Raw genomic sequence first — 23,320 nt, forward strand, 5'->3', positions numbered from 1 at the left:
ATAATAATATAATAACTGTGTGTTTCCTTAAGGTCAATTAGCCCAACCTGGGTTCTGCTTAAGCACACCGTTTGAAAGAATAATCTGATCATTGGGAATCTGCGAAAGACCCTTTGTGGCGATGATCTTGTTGCGGTTGTATGATACCTGACCGGTAGATCCGCCATTTTGTACGGAACCGGCACCGGCAACAACAGCATCAGCCATCACTTCAACTCCCTGACGCAGGAGATCCCAGTAACGGATGCCTTCAAAGGCAAGTTCGCGGGCACGTTCCGCCATGATGTTTTCTTTGTTGACAGGGATGTCTGAAAGGCCGGCGCGCGAACGAATGCGGTGCATGTAGGTTGCAGCTTGAGGCGAGCCGAGTTCGGCTGCCATCAGGAGAACGTCGGCATAGCGCATAATATTGTACGGCTGGCAGTTATTGATCTGCATATCACCGGCTCCGGTCGACATATTAGCATTTTTTATGACCAGAGCTCCGTTTTCGAGCTGATAGAAGGCTATCGGAGAATATTTCTTAACAGTATATCCGGTATATTCACGCCAGTCATTATATGACGGTTTGAAGTTTGCGTCTGACCCGATGCCTTCGCCTGCGATATCAATCACACCTGCTGTGCGACGGGGGTCGGCAGCATCATAGATAGTATTGATGAATGAGGGAATCACGGTGCATGCGCCCCAGCCGCAGTAGTAGGGAACCACGCTGAGCGGGCTGCGCATACCCATCATCACCTGCCAGCGGTTGCCGTCAGCCGATCCGTCGGTAGCATAGGAGGCCATAGGAGTGAAGTTCATGCTGAGTACCACTTCTGAGTTTGCATCACCGGCGTAAGTGGAGGCTGCTTCGTTCCATCCGGCCGAGGTTGTGTTGGCCACGAGCGACGATGCCGGCCAGAAGTCTTTGTATGAATCAAGAAGTTCGTAGTTGCCGCTGGAGATGACATCTTCGACAGCTGCAAGGGCTTCTGCCTTTGTGACAACGCCTGTGGTTACGCCGGATTCATTGGTAAAACCGGGTTCCTGTCCGTAATAGCCTGTATAATAAAGGTAGGCACGGGCGAGGATTGCTTCTGCGGCAAACTTGGTGATACGGCCAAATTGTGATTTCTCAAGATTAGCATCTTCAGGAATATTGGCGATGGCATATTTGAGATCTTCGAAAATAGCAGCATAGACTTCTGCGGGATCAGCCTGACTGCGGTTTTCATTGACGGGTTCGAGGAACAGAGGGATGTTGCCCCACAGACGCACCATGTCAAAATAGAGCAGCGCGCGGAGTGCGCGACATTCGCCCATGTAGAGACCGCGGTTAGAGTCTTTTTCTTTCCATTTGATCTGGCCTTCACGGGTTATAAGCTCGTTGCATCGATAGACGCCCTGATAGTACATCTTCCAGTCCTGGGCATACATCTGGAGGTCGGCAGGTGATTCGCTCTGGTCAAAACGGTCGATGACCTGATAGTTGCGGGCATCGGAGTTGCCAGTACCGCCGTAGCATTCATCGCCCATGACGGTTGAAGCCACATAGAAACCGATACCGGGAGCTGTCGATGTCTGACGCCATCCGTTGTAACAGCCGATCAGCGCACGCCAGGCATCGGCTTCGGTCTTGTAGAAGTTGTCGGTGTTGGAATTGGTCTTCGAATTGACATCGAGGAAACTTTCGGCACAGGAGCTGAGTCCGAGAAGTCCGACAACACCGAGAGTCAATATGTTGAATTTGAATTTATTCATTTGTAGTAGATCTAAACTTTGTGTGAAGTGGATTAGAACGCAAGGTTAACACCGAAGAGGTAGGTGCGCGGACGAGGATAGTAGCCGAGGTCCACACCTGATACCCATGACTGGGTGCCGTAGCCGATTTCCGGATCCATTCCGTCATATTTGGTGAATGTGCAGAGGTTCTGAACCTGGAAGTAGAGACGGGCGTTGCTGCACCATTTCTGCTTCATGATGGGAGCGAAGTTGTAGCCGAAGGTAAGGTTCGAGAGACGGAGGAAATCGCCATCCTGCACATAGAGGTCGGAGAACTGCCAGTTGATGTTCTGGTTGGTCACACGGGGAATCTTGTTGGAAGTGCCTTCGCCGGTCCAGCGGCCGAGGATACGGGTGGTGTAGTTGGCCTGCTGGCTGTCCCAGCTGCGGTAGCTCTGCACGATCTTCTGACCGGCTGCGCCTGTGGCGACAAGGCCGAGGTCGAAGTTCTTGTAGTAGAGATTGATGTTGAAGCCGTAGGTGAACTTGGGCATGCCGTTGCCGAGGTTGACTTTGTCATTGTCATTGATGACACCGTCGCGGTTGATGTCGACAAAGATCACGTCGCCGGGCTGTACATTGTCCTGAAGCACACCGTTGCCTGCCTGAAGCCACTGGTTGATCTGCTCCTGGTTCTGGAAGATGCCTGCGGTCTTGAAGCCCCAGAAGTAGCCGATGGGCTTGCCGTTTTCAGCACGGTAGAATTCGGGGGTGTTGTTGTAGAGTTCGTTCACGTTACCGTGGATGATGCCGTCCTGGTTGGGGATGGAGCCTACTTTGTTCTTGTTCCAGGCACCGTTGACACCTACACTGTAAGAGAAGTCACGACCGATGACGTCGGTCCAGGTGAGGTTGAATTCGACACCGGTGTTTTTAACGTTACCGCCGTTGATGAATGGAGCGTCAGTACCTGCGGTAGCAAGGATCGGGGCCACAACAAGCCAGTCTTTGGTGTTCTTGATGTAGAAGTCAAAGGCAGCTGAAAGACGGCTGTTGAAGAGGCGGGCGTCAAAACCGAAGTCGGTCTGCTCGGAAGTTTCCCAGGTGATGTCGAGGTTGCCGAGACGTTCGGGATAAGCACCCCAGTTGTCAGCCCAGGTTGAGTTGTATTCACCGTTGTAGACACCGTTGGGGCCCATGTACTGGCCGAAGAAGTAGTTGGCGTAGAGGTTCTTGATCGGAGAGAGATACTGATAGTTGTCGATGTTCTGGTTACCGACACGGCCCCAGCTTGCACGGATCTTGAGGAAGTCAAGCCAAGAGCGGGTGGATTCCATGAATTTCTCGTTCGAGATGTTCCAGCCGGCGGATACCGAGGGGAAGGTACCGAAGCGGTGGCCACGGGCAAATTTTGAAGAACCGTCGCGGCGCACTGTGGCGTTGATCATGTATTTTTCCTGCCAGTTCCAGCCGATACGACCGAAATAGCTGACTGAGCGAGACTCGTCGTGAGGATAGCCTGCGGCATTAAGACCGTCGGCTGTCGAAGCGGCGGTACCGTTGCTGATCCATGCGTGGCTCCAGTCATCAAAGCCTTCTTTCAGGTGGCCCTGCTTGGCTTCGAGATATGAACCGGAGTAACGGTAGCTTTCCATACCGATGAGGACATTGAAATGATGATCCTTGATGTCCCAATCGTATGTGGCGGTGTTGGTCCAGGTCATGCCGAGAGAGTTGGTCTTGTTCTGCGACACCTTGGTATAAGAGTGAGAGGTGTCAGTCGAGGTGAACTGGAAGACCGGTTCGAAACTACGAGACTCATTGGCTCCGTAGACGGCGCCGAATACGGTGCGCACCTTGAGGTTCTTGATCGGCTCGATCTGGGCATAGACGTTGCCTGAGAATGTGGCTGTCTTGTTGTTGTTCTTGAGCAGCATCATGTTGCCGTAGGGGTTGCCGTCGCCCTTGTTCCAGTCTGAATTGACGGTTGAGTTGAAATCGCCGTCTTCATTATATATAGGTGCGAGCGGAGAGGTGTAGAACGCGCCGCGGAGGGTGTTGTTATACTGGTTGCCCACGCCGATACCGGTTGATTTGACATAGACGAAACTTGCCTGCTCACCGATAGTCACGATGCCGTCGAAGAGCTTGTGGTCGGAGTTGATGCGGAAGTTGTAGCGTGAATAGTCGGAAGCATCCTTACCGCCGACGATACCTTCCTGATTGAGATAGCCGAGCGACATGGCGTAGGTTGAATTTACCGAACCGCCGGTCACACCGAGAGTGTAGCTCTGAGTCTTGGCATTGTCCTTGAACATCGCGTCCATCCAGTCAGTATCATAGACTGAGACAGGATTGCCGTCGGCATCGCGGCGCCAGATGCTTGAGATCGACGACCAGTCATAGGGAGCCAGACCGCTGTTGATCTGCTGTTCGTCCATGATGGTCATGTATTCCTGAGCATTGAGCATGTGAGCCTTGCGGGGAGCCGACTGCCAGCCGTAGTAACCGTCGAAAGTCACTTTGGCTTTTCCTTCACGGCCCTGGCGGGTGGTGATGAGCACAACACCGTTGGCAGCCTGTGCACCGTAGATAGCGGCGGAGGCAGCGTCTTTCAGCACGTCGATGCTCTCGATGTCGGCAGGATTGAGGGTGGAGATGTCACCGCCGATACCGTCGATAAGATAGAGGGGCTGTGCGTTGCCGGTGGTGCCGAGACCGCGGATTGTCACTTTCATGCCAGATCCGGGCTGACCGGACTCACTGGCAATGTTGACACCGGGAAGCTGACCCTGCATGGCCTGGAGGGGCGAGGTGGTGTTCATCTTGGCGATGTCGTCGCCCTTGATCTGGGCTGTCGCACCGGTGACGAGTTTCTTTTTCTGGACACCGTAACCGACGACAACAACTTCGTCAAGCACTTCGGCATCCTCAACAAGCGCTACATCGAGGCTCGATGATGTCACTTTGATTTCGCGGGTTGTGAAACCGACATAAGAGAAGACGAGGATGGCGCCTTCGTCGGCTTTAAGGGTATAATTGCCGTCAATGTCCGTCGAAGTTCCCTGAGAAGAGCCCTTGATGAGGACGCTGACTCCGACAAGCGGTTCACCGTCGGAAGCCTGGGTGACTGTTCCGGAAACAGTCAGGGGAGCAGCCGAAGCTGTCATTCCGGCCAACAGGCAGAATGCCAACAGGGCAGCCCGGAATAGACGCAGCGAATTGCATCGTTCCAATAGTTTTTTTCCCATTTGAATAGATTTAGTTTTACAGGTTAGTTTGTTGAATCGATTTGTATTTTTTTCGGTTTGTGCGCGATCGGTTTCCGTCTTGAAAAACGATCAGATGGTCTGGAGAAGGATATGTCAGGCAAAGCGCCGGAAAAACAGGGTCAAGTCAGATCCGGACTTTGTAAGGTAAGAAGATTTTAAATAAAAGTAAGCAAATGTAAAGATAGCTTTCGTAATTGCCAATTTTTTGCCCTTTTTATATATGATGAAAACTTATCGCCGGAGGGGGCTATTTGTTAAATTTATTAGCTTAAAATGTTTTATAGATAATGGATTACTACTGAAATTCAACCGTTTAAATCCAATCACAGATGTTATCACCTTCGACCCCACATCTCCGGATTTGGAAATTTCCAAGAAATCCGTTTACTTTGCGAATATAAATATTCCTTAAATGTTAACGCCATGCGTTTATCTATTTTTCTAAGCCTAACAATTTGTTTTCTCATCGGCTCTGCACAAGAGTTCATTCTGAAACATCTTGACACATCCAACGGTCTTGCAAACAACAAGATAAATACTTTTCACCACGACTCAGACGGATTTCTTTGGGTCGGCACATCATCAGGACTATGCCGATACGACGGTTATGGCTTCAAGCTCTACCTTCCGACTGCCGGAGACTCTATCGCCACTGTCTATGACGAGGATGTCACCGATATCCAGGAAGATCTGAAAGGACGCCTGTGGGTCCGGGCCGGAAAAACATACACTGTCTATGATCCTGAATCAGACCGCCTGTCAGCCGACATCTCGCCTTACATGGAAGAACTAAACATCAACGGCACCCCATCGCTCCTGCATCTTGACAATGAAAAAGGCATCTGGATCCACATACATGGAAAAGGACTCTATCGTGTCAAACCGGGATCGACACGTCCTGAAATGCTGAAAGACAAAAGCTATGCAGAGTCCGAGATAACAGACATTGTCTCTACCTCAAAAGAGATCATGACAATCGACAACAGAGGTATCATACGCTTCATCTCTCCGGAATCGCTCCTTATCGTACATTCCGATTCGCTCATTGCCAGAAACACCGATCATAACACCACCTTCATCTACACGATAAAAACCGACAACGATGGTCTGGCCTGGATATTCAGCAATGAAAAGCTGTATCTCTATGACACCCGCAACCGCCGATGGCTCAATGATCTTCTCCCCTCCGACAGCAATCACAAAGTGGTCAAGACATTCATGCAGGACAATTCCGGGACTCGCTGGATTGCCCGCGACCACCGAGGACTGGAAAAAGTTGTCCGCGAAAACGGCAGATTTCGCTTCGTTCCGGTCTCGACGACTGAAGATCCCGGAGTCAGCAACACTGTGACCGCTCTCTACGAAGACGGCAGCGAGTCTCTCTGGATCGGCACTTTCAAGAAGGGGATCTATTATCACAACGAAAGCGCCAACAAATTCAAACTCATCCCCTTCCCTGATGTCAACTGCCTCTATCCTTCGCTTATCGACGGCTCTGTATGGGTAGGGACCGACGCGGCAGGACTGATCAAATGGAATCCAAGTACCAACAGCCGCAACAACATCCCCGATCCGACAGCCGACGGCTCATATCCGGCAATCACTTCCATGATCGAGCTTCCTGACGGCACTCTCTACTTCGGATCTTTTGCCCGCGGACTGCGCCGGTGCCGAAATGGTAAAATCGAGACTCTGACAACCGGCTCACAGCTCGACAACACCTACACATGGGCTCTTGCCAGGACTTCTGACAACAAACTCTGGATCGGAACTCTCGGTCACGGCTTCTTTTGGTTCGACCCCGAATCAATGACCGTCAAATCCTATAACCTTTCGAATTCGGACATCATTTCCGATTACATCCTTGATATCGCACGTGACGGAGAAGGCCAGAAGCGGATCTACCTGGCAACATCGTCCGGCGTGGCCGTCTTTGACCCCGTCAAGGAGAAATTTTCCAACATCCCGCAACTCGACGGCCTGAAAGTCAACGACCTGCTCCACGATCCACGCGGATTACTCTGGGTGGCTTCGACACGCGGACTGCTCATCTATGACCCTCAGCGCAAACGCAAAATCCCGCTGAAAACCTCGCTCGGAAAGGCAACTCCCGACTTCATCCTCGGCCTTCAGATCGACAATAGCGGCAACATCTGGGTCAGCGAAGGAGGAAACATCGTCAAATTCACCGTAAAGTTCGATGACAAGACAGGCGATTTCTCTTACAGCACAAACCGCTATGACTCAGCCGACGGATTGCAGAACTGCGATTTCAACCAGCGCTCGTTCGGTCGCCTGCCATCAGGGAAGATATTCATCGGAAGCCTTTACGGCATCAATGAATTCAACCCTGACAGCATCCGCCACAACCGCACACTGCCAAACGTGATGTTCTCGGCCATCAGCGTCGGCTCACACCCGATCGAGGTCGGCGAAAAGGTCAAAGGCCATGTCTTGCTGAAATCATCGCCAAACCATGGCGGCAAACTCGAACTCTGGCCGGGCAACTCTTCATTTACAGTGACTTTTGCCACTGACAACTATGTTTTCCCGGAGAAAACCACCTATCAGTACAAACTTGAAGGGCTCGACCGGGAGTGGATGACCACACCGACCGGCGTACACCGCGCAAGCTACACCAACCTCGCACCGGGCACATACAAGTTGCTTGTCAAAGCTGTCAACAACGACGGATATGAAAGCGCAAAACCGGCAGAACTCATAATCGTCATGCATCCGCCGTTCTGGCTGTCTGTCTGGGCAAAGCTGCTGTATGCCGCTATTATATGCCTGATTATATATGCCGTCATACGCCATATCAAGATACGCGAACGCCGTCGATTCAACGAAAAGCGCAAAGAGGACGCTCTCGCCAAACAAGAGGAAATCAATCAGCTGAAGTTCAAATTCTACACCAATGTCAGCCATGAACTGCGCACTCCACTGACACTCATTGTATCTCCATTGGAAAACATGATAAAGGAAGCCACTGACGAGAAACAGATCCGGCGGCTGACTCTGATGCGCAACAACGCAATGCGTCTGCTGATGCTTGTCAACCAGCTCCTTGATTTCCGCAAAAACGAAGTGACCGGACTCTCGCTTCAACTATCCGAAGGCGAACTTGTCGGTTTTGTCCGTGGAGTCTGCCATTCGTTCGCCAATCTGTCCGAAAAGAAAAACATCCGCCTGACTTTCACCTCGGATTCTCCTGAAATCAATGCCATGTTTGACGAGGACAAACTCTACAAATCAATCATGAATCTTCTCTCCAACGCCTTCAAATTCACTCCTGAAGGAGGCGAGGTGAAAGTTGAGCTCTCAAACACCCAGTCAACCGTCTCAATCCGCGTCAGCGACACCGGCACGGGCATCAGCGACAGCGACAAAGCCCACGTTTTCGAGCGCTTCTTCCAGGCCGACAACTCAAAAGCCGACAATTCGATGACCGGCAACGGAATAGGCCTCAGTATGGTCAACGAGTATGTGAAACTCCACAACGGCACAATCGACATCACCGACAACCCCTGCGGAGGCACAATATTCACAATCAATCTGCCCCTTATCAAACAGCCACAAAAGGCCGCCGGACAGGCTCCATCTGTCAGCGAGACTGTCTCTTTGGCCAATCTTACCATCGACCAGACAGATCCGGTTTCCGAAAAACAGGAGACATCTTCGCCTGAAAAGCCGACCGCATTGATTGTCGATGACAGCCGCGACATGATCGAGTTTCTCCATGACGGACTCAGCGATGACTTCCACGTCATAACTGCCCCGGACGGCACCGCCGCTCTCCGGCTGCTCGAATCAATCAGACCGGCCATTGTCCTTACCGACCTGATGATGCCTGGCATCGACGGACTCGAACTTTGCCGAAAGATGAAGGCCACCCCCGACCTGGCCTCGACTCCGGTCATTATCCTGACAGCAAAACACGATATCAGCGCCAAAGTCGAAGGTCTCACCACCGGTGCCGACGACTATATCACCAAGCCCTTCAACATCGAACTGCTGCTGCTGAAAATGAAAAAACTCATTTCACTCTCCCATCGCGGCAGCGGACGGACTCTGATCGACCCCGAACCGGACACGATCAAAATCACTCCTCTGGATGAAAAAATGGTCGAGAAAGCCATCAAATACGTGGTGACAAACATCAAGCGTCCCGAACTCTCGGTTGAAGAACTCAGCAGCCACCTCGGCATGAGCCGCGTCCATCTCTACAAAAAACTCAAAGCCACCACCGGCAAGACTCCGGTCGAATTCATAAGGCTCATCAGGCTCAAGCGCGGGGCGCAAATGTTACGCGAAAGCCAGCTAAACGTTTCTGAAATAGCCTTCCAGCTCGGCTACAACAACCCCAAATATTTCAGCAAATATTTCAAGGAGGAATTCGGTGTACTCCCTTCCGTCTACCAGGATAAAGAGGGTAAGGCAACAAATTATCATGTATAAATTAACATTACCTACCCGTCTGACATCATTCCGATCCATGAGGGTCAACATAGACTGAACCTCATGCCAATTCTTATTTATAACTTTGCATAGTCTCGGAGTCCACCCTGTCCTGAGCCTCCGGGGCTATGCTTTTTCATCCGGCTTATTCCTGCCGGATCTTCTTTCCTTAAACAATCAATTGAAACTAACCCCAGTTCTAATATTCAATCATGAAATCAGGAACCTTGACAGCCTCTTTGTTTGCCGCGATGCTTCTCGCCTCGTGTGCCGAAGGCAAATATGAAAAATCAGACCGCGGAGTGACCGTCAACGTCACAGCCGACACCGAAAATTCGGTCCGCAAAGTGCGTCTTCAGGTGATCGACGACAAAATCATCCGCGTATCAGCGACTCCCGACAAAAAATTCTCTTCTGACACCAGTCTCGTGGCCCTGCGTCCGAAAGCTGATGTCGCATACTCTGTTTCTGAAACAGACTCCACTGTTTCCATAAGCACCTCGCAGCTGACAGCAACAGTCTCTTTCGCGACAGGCAATGTCAGATTCTATGACAAGGACGGAAAGCTGATTGTTGCCGAGGCGGATGGCGGACGCGAATTCTCCCCCATCGAAGTAGAAGGTACCAAGGGCTACACAGTCCGTCAGGTATTCGAATCGCTTGACAAGGAAGAAGGCATCTACGGCCTCGGACAGCATCAGAGCGACGAATTCAATTATAAAGGTAAGAACGAAGAACTGTTCCAATACAACACCAAAGTTTCAGTCCCCTTCATTGTGTCCACTGACAACTACGGCATCCTCTGGGACAGCTACTCGCTCTGCCGTTTCGGCAATCCCGAACCCTACAAACAGCTCGGTCAGGTGTTCAAGCTCTACGACAAGGACGGCAAGGAAGGCGCTCTGACCGGCACCTACATCCCTGCCAAAGCCGAAGAGCCGACAATCGTGCAGCGCGAAGACTCTATCTATTTCGAACACCTCATCCGCAAAGAACTGGTCCATGTGGTCAACCTGCCGCAGGATTTCAAATATCAGGGTTCCCATGTGACTTATGAAGGCGAGATCGAACCGTCGGAAAGCGGAGAATTCAAATTCATCCTCTACTACTCAGGCTACATGTCTGTCTACATTGACGGCAAGGAAGTTGTCCCCGAACGCTGGCGCACTGCCTGGAATCCCAACTCCTACAAGTTCTCTGTCAATCTCGAAGCCGGCAAACGCGTTCCCCTCAAGATCGAATGGAAGCCCAACGGCGCTGTGGCCTACTGCGGCCTCAGAGTCTACTCTCCTGTCGATGACAATGAGCAGATGCAGATGAGCTGGTGGGGTGAAATGCAGAGCCAGATCGACTACTACTTCATCTATGGCGATGACATGGACGATGTCATCCACGGCTACCGCACCATCACAGGCAAAGCTCCCATGATGGCCAAATGGGTCATGGGCTACTGGCAGAGCCGCGAGAAATACAACACCGCCGAAGAGGTGCTCTCCACTTTCGCAGAATTCCGTCGCCGCGGCATTCCGATCGACAACATCGTGATCGACTGGCTCCACTGGAAACAGGACTCATGGGGCAGCCACGAATTTGACCCCGAACGCTTTCCCGATCCCAAAGGAATGGTCGACTCGATCCACTCCATGAACGGACGCGTGATGATCTCAGTATGGCCGAAATTCTATGTCACTACCGAACACTACAAGGAATTCGACAAAAACGGCTGGATGTACAAACTTCCCGTCCAGGACAGCATCCGCGACTGGGTAGGCCCCGGCTATCTCGGCTCATTCTATGACGCATACAGCCCCGACGCCCGCAAGCTCTTCTGGAAACAGATCGAAGACCACTACGTACCCGTAGGCCTCGACGCCTGGTGGATGGACGCATCCGAGCCCAACATCCGTGACTGCACGGACCTCCAGTATCGCAAAGACCTCATCACCCCGACCGCACTCGGTCCTTCGACCAAATATTTCAACGCCTACGGTCTGATGAACGCCGACGCAATCTATAACGGACAGCGCGGCATCAATGACAACCGCGTCTTCCTCCTGACCCGTTCAGGCTTTGCCGGACAGCAGCGCTACTCGACAGCGACCTGGAGCGGCGACATCGCCACCCGCTGGGAGGACATGAAGGCCCAGATCTCTGCCGGACTCAACTTCGCAGCCTCTGGCATACCCTGGTGGAGCATGGACATCGGCGGCTTCTGCGTGGAAGACCGCTATGTGGCCGCAGCCGCCGAATTTGACAAAACCGGACGCGAAAACCCGGACCTGAAAGAATGGCGCGAACTCAACACCCGCTGGTATCAGTTCGGCGCGTTCGCCCCGATGTTCCGCGCCCACGGCCAGTGGCCCTACCGCGAAATCTTCAACATCGCACCCGAAAACCATCCCGCATACAAATCAGTGGTCTACTACACCAACCTGCGCTACGACCTGATGCCCTACATCTATTCGCTCGCAGCCAAGACCCACTTTGACGATTACACCATCATGCGCCCGATGGTCATGGACTTCACAGCCGACAAAGCTACTCGCAACATCGGCGACCAGTACATGTTCGGCCCCTCGCTGCTCGTAGCCCCCGTCTACACCTATGGTGCGACTTCACGCGAAGTCTACTTCCCCTCAGGTGCCGACTGGTATGACTTCTACACCGGCAAGGAGGTCAACGGAGGCCAGACACTCAAAGTCGCAGCGCCCTACGAACGCATCCCCCTCTTTGTGCGCTCCGGTTCGATCATCCCCTTCGGACCTGCCATGCAATGGTCTGCTGAAAAGCCCGCCGACATGATCAATCTCTATGTCTACACCGGCGAGGATGGCAAATTCGTCCTCTATGAAGACGAAAACACCAACTACAACTATGAGAAAGGCCAGTATACAATGATCCCATTCTCATGGAACAATGAAACATCTACCCTCACCATAGGCAAGCGCGCAGGTCAGTATCCAGGCATGCTCCGCAACCGCAAATTCAACATCATCAAGGTTTCAAAAGAAACCCCTGTCGGCTACGGTCGTGACAAGAAGGGTGTTGTGGTTGCCTATAACGGAGAGGCTAAAAACGTAAAACTTTGATGATAGTATCACATAAGCCTCTACGAACCCCACACACAATAGGTCATGTTATCTAAGGTAAATTTGATTGTAATGGTATGCCTCGTCCTTTTTGGCGGGGCGGCCATTTTTTCGGTGTCTGCCGCCGATCCGCGAGCCGTCTCTTTCAACAACGGATGGAAATTCAACCTCGGCGATGCCCCGGAAATGGCCTCTCCTGATTTTGATGATTCCGGATCGCGGAATCTCAGTCTGCCCCACGACTGGGCCATTGAAGGAGATTTCAACATAGACAACCCGTCCGGAACCGGCGGAGGCGCTCTCCCAGGCGGTGTCGGATGGTATCGCAAATCATTCTCCCTTTCCCCTTCTCAGACAGGGAAACAGATCTTCATTGACTTTGATGGAGCCTATATGAACTCAACGGTTTTCATCAACGGTCATGAACTCGGCACCCGCCCCTACGGCTACGCCTCGTTCAGCTATGATCTTACGCCCTATCTGAACGCCGACGGCGAAAACGTCATCGCCGTCCGCGTCGACAACGCCGAACAGCCTAATTCCCGATGGTACAGCGGCTGCGGCATCTACCGCAACGTATGGCTTCGCTCCCTCAACGCGATCCACATTCCTCTGTGGGGACAGCAGATCTCTTCTGCTGTCACCGACAGCCTTGCCTCCGTAAGCATCGTGACAGACATTGTCGGCAAACCGTCAAAGACAACCAAGGTCAGCATCTACACAGCGCTCATGGATGCCGCAGGCAAAATGATCGGCAAAACCGAGACTCAGACCGTTCAGCTCGGCAAAAAAAACACATCCGTGAAAGTGAATTCCGGACTTGACCTTAAGAATCCGCACCTATGGTCAACCGAAGATCCCTATCTCTACACCCTCGCCACTTATGTCTCCGATGCGAAAAGCGGCGAACTGCTTGACACCTATATTCAGACCACCGGTTTCAGATATTTCAATTTCGATCCCGCAACAGGCTTCTCGCTCAACGGCAGACCAATGAAAATCAACGGTGTCTGCATGCACCACGATCTTGGCGCACTCGGTGCGGCAGTCAACACACGCGCAATTGAGCGTCAGCTCGAAATCCTAAAGGAGATGGGAGTGAACGCCTATCGCGCATCCCACAACCCGCCCGCGCCTGAAGTGCTCGACCTCTGTGACCGCATGGGCATTCTCGTAATGGACGAGACTTTTGACATGTGGCGGAAGAAAAAGACATCCCACGACTATGCCCGCTACTTCCCTGACTGGCACGAAAAAGACCTGACAGACCTGATTGTCCGCGACCGCAACCATCCGTCGGTCATCATGTACAGCATCGGCAACGAAGTGCTCGAACAGTGGAGCTCTGCGAAAGCCGACACTCTTTCGCTCGAACAGGCAAACCTCATCCTCAACTTCGGCCACGGAAAAGAAAATCTGGCCAAAGAGGGCGAAAAACTCAGCATAAACTCGCTGCTCACAAAGAAACTTGCCGGAATGGTCAAAGAACTTGACCCTTCGCGCCCTGTCACTGCCGGCTGCAACGAACCTGATCCCGGCAACCACCTCTTCCGCTCAGGAGCCCTTGACATCATAGGTTATAACTATCACGACAACTGGTTTGACTCCGTACCAGGCTGGTTCCCGGAAAAACCGTTTATAATCACCGAAAGTGTCTCCGCACTGATGACCCGCGGCTATTACCGTATGCCGTCAGACAGCATGTTCATATGGCCAAAACGCTGGGACATCGCGTTCACCGACAGCACATTCTCCTGCTCTTCTTATGACAACTGCCACGTGCCCTGGGGAAACACCCATGAGGGTACGCTCAGCCATGTCGACAACAAGGATTTCATAGCCGGACAATTCATCTGGACCGGCTTTGACTACCTTGGCGAACCTACGCCTTTCGGCTGGCCCGCCCGCAGCTCCTATTTCGGCATTGTCGATCTTGCCGGCATTCCAAAGGACATATATTATATGTATCAGTCCCAATGGCGTCCCGACAAGACTGTCCTCCACCTCTTCCCGCACTGGAACTGGGAACCGGGACAGGAAATCGACATGTGGGCCTACTACAACAATGCCGATGAAGTGGAACTCTTCATCAACGGCGAATCACAGGGCACACGCAAAGCCGACGCCGGAAAATATCACGCCTCATGGCGTGTCACCTTCTCGCCGGGCAGCGTCAAGGCCGTCAGCCGCAAAGAAGGCCGGGTTGTTGCCACACGCGAGATCCGCACCGCAGGCGCTCCTGACCGTATCCGTCTTACTCCTGACCGCTCCTCGATCAAGGCCGACGGAAAAGATCTCAGCTATGTTCTCGTCGAGATTCTCGACAAAGACGGCAACCTCTGTCCCTGGGCTGAAAACCAGGTGACATTCGAAGTTTCCGGCTCAGGCGTCAACGAAGGTGTTGACAACGGCTCCCCCATCTCCCTCGAACGCTTCAAAGATGACAAACGCAAAGCCTTCTATGGCAAAGCGATGCTTATAGTCCGGAACAACGGTTCCGAAGGACCGATAACAGTCACCGCGACCTCTCCGGGGCTAAAGCCTTTCACCACAACTCTAAATTCATTCTGAAAAACAAATGACTCTGAGAAATTCCTTATTTGCTCTCGCCATTGCCGGCTCAATAGCCAATGCCGGTGCTGCTGTTCCTGTCTATCAAGATGAATCCAAGCCGATGGATGAACGCGTGGAAGACGCCCTTTCACGCATGACTCTCCGGGAAAAAGTGAATATGATCCACGCGCAAGGCAAATTCTCCTCCGCCGGCGTTCCCCGCCTCGGAATTCCCGACCTCTGGATGAGCGACGGCCCTCATGGCGTACGCGCAGAGATCAACTGGAACGACTGGGGATATTCCAACCGCACAAATGACTCCATCACAGCCTTCCCGGCTCTGACCGCCCTCGCGGCAACCTGGAATCCTGATCTGTCATTCGCCTACGGCAACGCTCTCGGCGAGGAAGCCCTCTACCGAGAGAAAGATGTCATGCTCGGCCCCGGTGTAAACATCTACCGCACACCGCTCAATGGCCGCAACTTCGAATACATGGGCGAAGACCCCTACCTTGCCTCAGTCCTTGTCGTACCTTATATCAAAGGTATGCAGCAGAACGGCGTCGCAGCCAGTGTCAAACATTTTGCCCTTAACAACCAGGAACTCTGGCGCGGCCACATCGACGTCAACCTCTCGGACCGCGCGCTCCACGAGATCTACCTCCCGGCCTTCAAAAGCGCCGTGACCGACGGTGACAGCTGGACCATAATGGGTTCCTACAACAAAATCCGCGGCCAGCACGCCTGCCACAACGAAATGCTCCTCAACAAGATACTCAAAGGCGACTGGGGCTACAAAGGTGTGGTTGTCACCGACTGGGGAGGCGCTCATGACACCCGCGAGGCTGCTCTCTACGGTCTTGACCTCGAAATGGGCTCCTACACCAACGGTCTGACCTCAGAATCAGAGTTCACTACCGATGACTATTACCTGGCCAACCCTTACATCGAGATGCTTCAGAAAGGCGAGGTCCCGATGGAGACTCTTGACGACAAAGTCCGCCGCATGCTGCGCCTGAACTTCCTGACAGCGATGAAGCGCGACAAACCCCTTGGCTCACTGGCGACAGACGAACACTATGCCGTAGCAGAAGAGATCGGCAACGAAGGCATCGTGCTTCTGAAAAATGCTCCTGTAAGCAAAAAAGCTCCCCGACTGCTTCCTCTCAACCCTGACGTCAGATCAATCCTCGTTGTCGGCGACAATGCCACCCGCGACCTGATGAAAGGCGGAGGCTCAAGCGAACTCAAAGTAAAGGACAACGTCACTCCGCTCGAAGGCCTGAAAGCAATCTACGGCGACAAAGTGAAATATGCACAGGGATACCGTGCAGGCAAACCGATGTATGCCCACGTTGAAGAAATACCTCAGGCCATCCAGGACTCGCTCCGGGCCGAGGCTGTTGCGATGGCCAAAGAAGCAGACGTTGTCATCTTTGTCGGAGGCCTCAACAAAAACCATCAGCAGGACTGCGAAGCCGGCGACCGCGAGGAATACGGTCTCCCCTTCGGCCAGCCTCAGCTCATCAGAGAGCTCAGCGAAGCCAATCCGGATCTCGTAGTTGTTCTCCTCTCAGGCAATGCCGTGGAAATGCCCTGGGCCAAAGATGTCCCGGCAATCGTCCAGGGTTGGTATCTCGGATCAATGGCAGGCCGCTCACTCGCCAATGTCATCAGCGGCAAAGTCAGCCCCTCTGGCAAACTCCCCTTCTCCTTCCCCGCACGGCTTGAAGACAACGGTGCCCACAGCTTCGGTGCCATCGCCTACCCCGGCGACTCGATCCGCGAGGAGTATCTTGAAGACATTCTCGTCGGCTACCGTTGGCACGACACCAAAAAGATTCCGGCTTTCTACCCCTTCGGACACGGTCTGAGCTACACAGACTTCAAATACGGCAAAGCCTCGGCCTCAGCCAAGACAATCGGCGCTGACGAAAACCTCACAATCGAGATCCCCGTCACCAACACCGGCGCCGTCGAAGGCAAGGAAGTGGTCCAGCTCTACATCGGCGACGAATCAGCCTCTGTGTTGCGCCCGCTCAAGGAACTCAAGGGCTTTGAAAAAATCAGCCTCAAACCCGGCGAGGAAAAGACTGTCAGATTCACCGTCAGACCTGACGATCTGAAATTCTATGACGACAAGGCCGGAGAATGGCGCGCCGAACCGGGCAAATTCAAAGCCTACATCGGATCGTCGTCAGCCGACATCCGCGCTACCGTCCCCTTTGAACTCAAATAAAGGCGTGTTTCAAACTGTTTTAAATTCATATCACTTTGCTTCAGAGGCTTCTGTCAGTGTCTGTCAAAAGCCGTATCATATAAATTTAGAGGTTGTTTACTCCTGCTCTTAATTTTTAAACCTCCCCCGATAACAGACCTGCAAGGCTTCCCGCCTTACAGCGACAAGACACCGTTTTCATCCCGGCAATCCATTGTTCAGCCGATTTGAAAACGGTGTCTTGCACATCTCAAGAACCTTACATTCAGAGGTTGTCAGATCGCCACTAAACCATGCATAAGCCAAGGGCGTTTATAATAGAAACATTCAGAACAACAATTCTGTCATCACGTCAACTATTTGTTTCCTATGGTCTACGCTCTTATCCCCTCGAACCAGCTGGCCTCGTGGCTGCTGGTCCACATCCATCGCCTGCTTGACTCCATCGGTCTTGAAAAAGACCACACAGCCGAGGAAATCATCTATACGGCAATTATTGTCTGCTTGGCACTCTGCCTCGGATGGCTGATCCGGACACTGGTTCTGCTCGGAGTCCGCAAATTCGTCATGCTGCGCCACAGCAGCCTCGGCAAAGAACTTGTCCAGCACAAAGTGCTGATCCATTGCAGCCACATCATCCCGCCTCTGGTCATGCTCTCGCTCCTGCCGTTCGCCTTCACCGAAGACTCCATGCTGCGCACCGTGGTCTTCCGTGCGCTGCTGGTCTACACAACCTTAGTTATCTGCCGCGCCGTCTGTTCGGTCACCTCTTTCATCTGGCTGCGCTTCGACGAGACCCGCAACAGCAAAAACCTCCCTATCAAAGGTATTCTTGATACAATTGTGGGAATCCTCTGGTTCATCGCCCTCATCATCAGCGTGGCCGTCATAGTCAACAAATCTCCGGCAAATCTGCTGACCGGTCTCGGAGCCTTCGCCGCAGTGCTGATGCTGGTATTCAAAGACAGCATCCTCGGACTTGTCGCCGGATTGCAGCTGTCGCAGAACGAGATGCTTCGTGTCGGCGACTGGATCGTGGTCCCCTCCACACTTGCCAACGGCATTGTGACCGATGTCTCGCTGACAGCCGTGAAAGTCCAGAACTTTGACAACACCATCGTGACACTTCCGCCCTACACCCTGATCTCCTCATCCTTCCAGAACTGGAGAGGAATGGCCGAAAGCGGATGCCGCCGCATAGCCCGGTCGGTAATCATCGACTCTGACACCATTGTCGAAGCAACTCCCGAAATGATCAAGACCGTCTCGGAGAAGTTCCCGATCATCAAAACATATCTGGACCACATCGGGCAACTCGGCCATCCCGACTTCAATCCAGGACTGGCAGTTGTCAACGGCACAGACTCGACGAACCTCGGACTCTTCCGGGCCTATATGTGCCAGTGGCTCATCAACAATCCGGCCATCTCCACAGACAGCCAGATCCTTGTCCGCGTCATGGACCCAACCGGCGAAGGCATTCCGCTCCAGATCTACTGCTTCACCGCAACCACCCAATGGACCGCCTATGAAGCCATCCAGAGCGCCGTCATCGAGCATGCCGCCGTCACCGCACAGCAATTCGGACTCCGGCTCTTCAACGACCCCTCAGGCACAGACGTCACCACCGTCAGCCTCACACCCCAAATGCAGCAGCCACAGGCCTGATGAGCCAAAACTCCTGACCGGCATCACAACACAGCAGCGAAGCGCCTCCACTCCGGAGGCGCTTCGCTGTTCCATTTCAGATTCGAAGATTTCAGATTGTCATCGACCGCTTCGTCATCACCCGGCCTTGCCGTCCTTGAGGACCACCGGAAGAGCCTGGGGATTGACAGCGCCGGCGGCATCTGTCGGAAGAGTCTTGAGCAATACGAAAAACTCCGGTATCATATAGGCCGGCAGATACTGGGCCATGCGGTTCTTGACCCAGGAAAGTCTGAACGACCGGCTTTTCGGGACCACATAGGCCACCAGATAAGCCGCGCCCTGCTCGTCGACATAGTGGACAACCACACAGTCCTCGACCTCATCGCTCTTCCTCATGGCGCGCTCCACTTCACCCGTGACAACTTTCTTTCCGAGAATATTGACCTCGCTGTCCTTTCGGCGCAGATAAGCGAAACCGCCGTCAGGGAGCTGACGGCCAATGTCGCCTGTGCGGAACACCCTCCGGCCATCGTTTATTATTGCAAACGGCTGAAGATCGCCGCGATGATCCCCCGTATAGTAATCCGCCAGTCCGTCACCGACAAGACAGATCTCACCCTCGGCGCCCGGAGAGACTTCACGCAGATCATTGTCAAGAATCATGACATCGGTCCCGTTCATAGGCTTGCCGATCGGGAAAGTGCCGTCGCGAAGCACCCCGTCGGGAGTGCAGCAATAACAGGTCGCGCTGACAGTAGCCTCAGCCGGACCGTATGTATTGTAGACAGGCACCTGTTCGAGCAGATGGCTGACCACCGCGGCATGAAGCACATCTCCGCCACTGATCAGCAGCCTGACAGTCATCGGCAATGACCTCAGACGGTCAAGTTCCATCATCAGGTAAGGGAAACCGCTGATGACAGTGACATACTGCTCGTCAATAAAGCGGATCAGCGAATCGAGATTGTTTCGCGTGGCGGCTGAAGGGATGGCGACAGCCGCGCCGTTGAGCAGCGCGCCGAAAACCTCCTGAATGAAGATATTCATGATGCAGGCCGAAAACTGCAAGAGAATGTCGTCACCGCTGATGTTATATGTCCGCCTGAATGACTCAGCGAAATGCAGCACCTGACTGTTGCCGACAGCCACGCCCAACGGATAACCGTCAGGAGTCGAAGTGTACATTATATATGCCGGCCGGTCAGAGCGCGAACGGTCGGGAAGCGGGTGCAGGGCCGGATCTATAAAAACCTCACTCGTGATGATCAGACGGGTAAAGTCCTTGACAAGCGCAGCATATTTTTCCTGGGTGATCACGAAATCCACACCACTTTCCATGAGGAAAGTCGTCAGTCGTTCGGGCGGGAAATCAGGTTCGACAGCCACGAAAGCCGCTCCTGACTTGATGACAGCAAGGATGGAACCAATCATCTCCACATTATGGTCCATCACAATACCTACACGGGCCGGAATGAAAGAGGGAAAGCGTGAAATGAGACTGTCCACTAAACGGTCGAGACCTGCATAGTTGACACAGGAGCGTTCGTCGATGACAGCAGGATGATCCGGGTCATTGTTGACGAGCTCTTTGAAGCGTGAGTAAATCGTCGGTTCCATAATATTACATCCTTTTTATTTTAAGAGGTTGTTTAAAACTGTAACCACATTGTCTGATAGCGATTTGATACCTGAATAACGGCCCGAACTCGCAATAAGTTTAGAGGTTGTTTAAAAACAATCGTTAAACAACCTCTTAGTCCGTCGCTGTTAAGAGGGTGTTTCATAACAAGAGTTAAAATCCGAGTGGTGTATCTTTTAGATAAATTGTTGTAAATGAGAAAGTCACATAGCTCGCCATGCTCCTTCGATTCAGAGTCATATCCACCTCAAAACTTTCGCTCAGATTTTAACTCCTGTTATGAAACACCCTCTAAAAATCAGTCAATGCGGCAAGGATGTATCTATGCCGTCATTCAATGCCGAACACTGCCCGGATCGCCCTCCTGATGGTCGAGGCCGGATCCCGGTTTTCTTTCAGAATCGAGAGGATGGCGCGGATATATGTGTCCTTGTCATCGCGTCTGAGGCCACAGGCCCGCGCCACATGGCTTTCGGAAATCATGGTCTTCCGGTTGTAGACTTTCAGTACCGCCGCATAGTCTCCCTGCGCCACATAGCGCCTGAAGTCCCGGCAGTATCCTTCATAAATGCCACGTGGATTGATCGACTGGCACAGGTCATTGATATGCTCTTCGAGCTTGCCGATATTGGCGAAACGGCCATCGATACGGTGTTCGACAGTCTTCTTGACCTGATGGCGCGTGTGCATCAGAGCCTGCTGACGCAGATCGGTCTCAAACAGGCGCATGATCGACTTCTTGACCTTCGCAAAAGCATCGTCTTCATTGCGTCTGAAATGGCGGGCTACTGACCTGACAACCTCTTCCAGCATAAAGATGTTCTCTATCTCGGCGACTTCAGGCACAAAGATCTTCTTCCCACGCAGATAATTGACTTCAGCCTCGTTGCGCCGGTCGCGGTCGACGATTCCGAAAGCATCGAGATTATGGAACGCCCGCAGACTGTTGAAAGTGCGCGTCGACTCGATCACACGGTCGCAGCCCCCAAGCGACTTCACGGTGTACTCCTCGAAAATCAGCGGATAGAGTTTGGCGTCGATCGAATTGACCCCGTCGCCCTCTATGAACAACACCGGCTTGCGCGCGCCGAGAATTGCCAGATAGACTTCGTCGTTGAGACCGTCGGCCGAAGTCAGAAAATCATAGTCCCACTTGTCCTGCGACGGATCGCAGCCCTTGACCCAGACCGTCACGCCGTCGCCGCGCGTCGATGCGAACGAAAGATCATGGGTAATGTAGACAAACGAACAGTCGCGCCTCATCTCCTCGATCCGGTCCCAGAGCGAGCGGATCGACGATGGGTGCAGCAGCAGATCCGGAGCTTCGACAAAGATCGTAGCGCCCTTGGGAGCGAACATCGCACCGCCTATATAATAGAGCACCGCTCTTTCGCCAGCCGACAGTTTGGCTGATGAATAAGTGTCATCCGAGCTTTCGCTTCCGAAAATCATCTTTCCGCTTTCGATCAGGACCCGATTGCCCGGAAAGACCCTTTGCCACAGACGCACCATACGGTCCAGACGCGTCACCGGCAGTTTCCCTTCCCGGCCTCCTTTCTGACTCCCGGAAGATGGGGATGATACCTGTACGCTATATGAATTATACTTGAATGCGATCAGGTTGAGCATCTCCTCATTCAGCATGAGCGCAAGCATACGGTCAAACTCCCCCTTGATGTCGTTGCGGATGAAATTTGATCCCCCCGAAGTAGCCTCCCTATACAGAGCGTCAATCGACCCCGGAGTCATGTCCTCCTCTTCTTTGCCATAAAGAGCTTTCAGAGCCGACATGCGGAATGCATTGGTACCGAGATCAGCCATCATCCGGTTGGCAAAACGGGTCTTGCCTGAGCCGTTGGCCCCGATAATGATCAACTGACGGTTTTCTGCGGTGTCAAGCTCAAGCGGCTGCCCCGAAAGGCGTGGAGGAAGAGTGAGTTTCATATCGAATGGGATCTTTAATGTAGCATCTTAGAGACGGTCTTGCCCGCTCTCCGGCAAAAATAAGGATTGTTTCTATAAAATCAAAATTCCAGACTTACAATAAGGCCCGGCGACAAGAGACTCCGCCCTTTATGCCAAGGTTCCTGTCCTCCGGAGGCAACAAGAGCCGTCGGCTGTATGGAAAGCCGATAGCTCTCGCCAAGTCCGCGCGTCCCGAAGACACGGTCGGCAAGAAAATATCCCGCCTCTGTCATGGCGACACCGATCAGCGCCCCGGCAGTCACATCGACCGCTGAATGGCGCCGCACAGCAATGCGCTCTATCGCGATACCGGTCGCAAAGGCATAGGCCCCGACCGAATACCACGGCGAACGCCATCCCAGCTCCCTGGCCACGACCGTAGCACCGGCAAAAGCCCATGCGGAATGCCCAGACGGAAAAGAGCGGTCATCCGACCGGTCAGGCCTCTCCGAGCCGACAAGCCGTTTCAGCGCATAGACAGACCCGCCGGTCAGCACAACCGAAAAACTCTGTGAAACAACGAGGCGCCCCCAGTCGGAACGCGTCGGCCCGCCGCAGATTTTCATAATCTCCGGAAAAGCCATAGGCAGATATTGCAGACAATCCACTACTCCGTCATTGGCCCGGCTGACCATCCGTGAATCCCTTTCCTGGGCCATTACGGACGAAACCGCACAGCAGACCGACAGAAGAATCAATACTAATTTGTTCACTTCTTCAATGTTGACCATCGAGCGGCGCAGAACCTGTCCCATAAACACAGGCGGCAATA

General features: G+C 52.9%; 10 protein-coding genes. 5 read left to right on the plus strand and 5 right to left on the minus strand.

Features of this window, described 5'->3' with window-relative positions; all coding sequences use genetic code 11:
* Window positions 1-33: 33 nt before the first annotated feature.
* Both K2H17_RS05325 and K2H17_RS05330 read right to left on the minus strand, forming a co-directional pair.
* Window positions 34-1,743 carry a RagB/SusD family nutrient uptake outer membrane protein gene (locus K2H17_RS05325; RefSeq protein WP_300132275.1) on the minus strand — a complete coding sequence of 570 codons (1,710 nt, stop codon included), beginning with the start codon at window positions 1,741-1,743 and terminating at the stop codon, window positions 34-36.
* Between the two features lie 32 nt (window positions 1,744-1,775).
* On the minus strand, window positions 1,776-4,955 hold the full coding sequence (locus tag K2H17_RS05330) for a TonB-dependent receptor (RefSeq protein ID WP_300132276.1): 3,180 nt from the start codon (window positions 4,953-4,955) through the stop codon (window positions 1,776-1,778).
* Between the two features lie 444 nt (window positions 4,956-5,399).
* Between K2H17_RS05330 and K2H17_RS05335 the strand changes: the two genes are divergently transcribed.
* From K2H17_RS05335 to K2H17_RS05355, 5 genes are all read left to right on the plus strand, one after another.
* Window positions 5,400-9,434, plus strand: coding sequence for a hybrid sensor histidine kinase/response regulator transcription factor (locus tag K2H17_RS05335; RefSeq protein WP_300132277.1), 4,035 nt, complete (start codon window positions 5,400-5,402; stop codon window positions 9,432-9,434).
* Between the two features lie 212 nt (window positions 9,435-9,646).
* Window positions 9,647-12,523 carry a TIM-barrel domain-containing protein gene (locus tag K2H17_RS05340; RefSeq protein ID WP_300132278.1) on the plus strand — a complete coding sequence of 959 codons (2,877 nt, stop codon included), beginning with the start codon at window positions 9,647-9,649 and terminating at the stop codon, window positions 12,521-12,523.
* 45 nt (window positions 12,524-12,568) lie between these two features.
* A complete protein-coding gene (locus K2H17_RS05345) occupies window positions 12,569-15,094 on the plus strand; it encodes a glycoside hydrolase family 2 TIM barrel-domain containing protein (RefSeq protein WP_300132279.1) in 2,526 nt (841 codons plus the stop codon).
* A 13-nt stretch (window positions 15,095-15,107) separates the two neighbouring features.
* Window positions 15,108-17,315 carry a glycoside hydrolase family 3 C-terminal domain-containing protein gene (locus K2H17_RS05350; protein ID WP_300132315.1) on the plus strand — a complete coding sequence of 736 codons (2,208 nt, stop codon included), beginning with the start codon at window positions 15,108-15,110 and terminating at the stop codon, window positions 17,313-17,315.
* 348 nt (window positions 17,316-17,663) lie between these two features.
* Window positions 17,664-18,962: a mechanosensitive ion channel domain-containing protein gene (locus K2H17_RS05355; protein WP_300132280.1), complete on the plus strand. Its 1,299-nt coding sequence runs from the start codon at window positions 17,664-17,666 to the stop codon at window positions 18,960-18,962.
* Between the two features lie 117 nt (window positions 18,963-19,079).
* Here K2H17_RS05355 and K2H17_RS05360 read toward each other — a convergent pair whose 3' ends face one another.
* The 3 genes from K2H17_RS05360 to K2H17_RS05370 form a co-directional block, all read right to left on the minus strand.
* Window positions 19,080-20,561, minus strand: coding sequence for an AMP-binding protein (locus K2H17_RS05360; protein WP_300132281.1), 1,482 nt, complete (start codon window positions 20,559-20,561; stop codon window positions 19,080-19,082).
* A 352-nt stretch (window positions 20,562-20,913) separates the two neighbouring features.
* Window positions 20,914-22,527, minus strand: coding sequence for a DUF4435 domain-containing protein (locus K2H17_RS05365; protein ID WP_300132282.1), 1,614 nt, complete (start codon window positions 22,525-22,527; stop codon window positions 20,914-20,916).
* A gap of 80 nt (window positions 22,528-22,607) precedes the next feature.
* Window positions 22,608-23,303: a phosphatase PAP2 family protein gene (locus tag K2H17_RS05370; RefSeq protein WP_300132283.1), complete on the minus strand. Its 696-nt coding sequence runs from the start codon at window positions 23,301-23,303 to the stop codon at window positions 22,608-22,610.
* Between the last annotated feature and the right edge of the window lie 17 nt (window positions 23,304-23,320).

Origin of the sequence: Duncaniella sp. (assembly GCF_029054785.1) — a bacterium.
Classification (GTDB): Bacteria; Bacteroidota; Bacteroidia; order Bacteroidales; family Muribaculaceae; genus Duncaniella.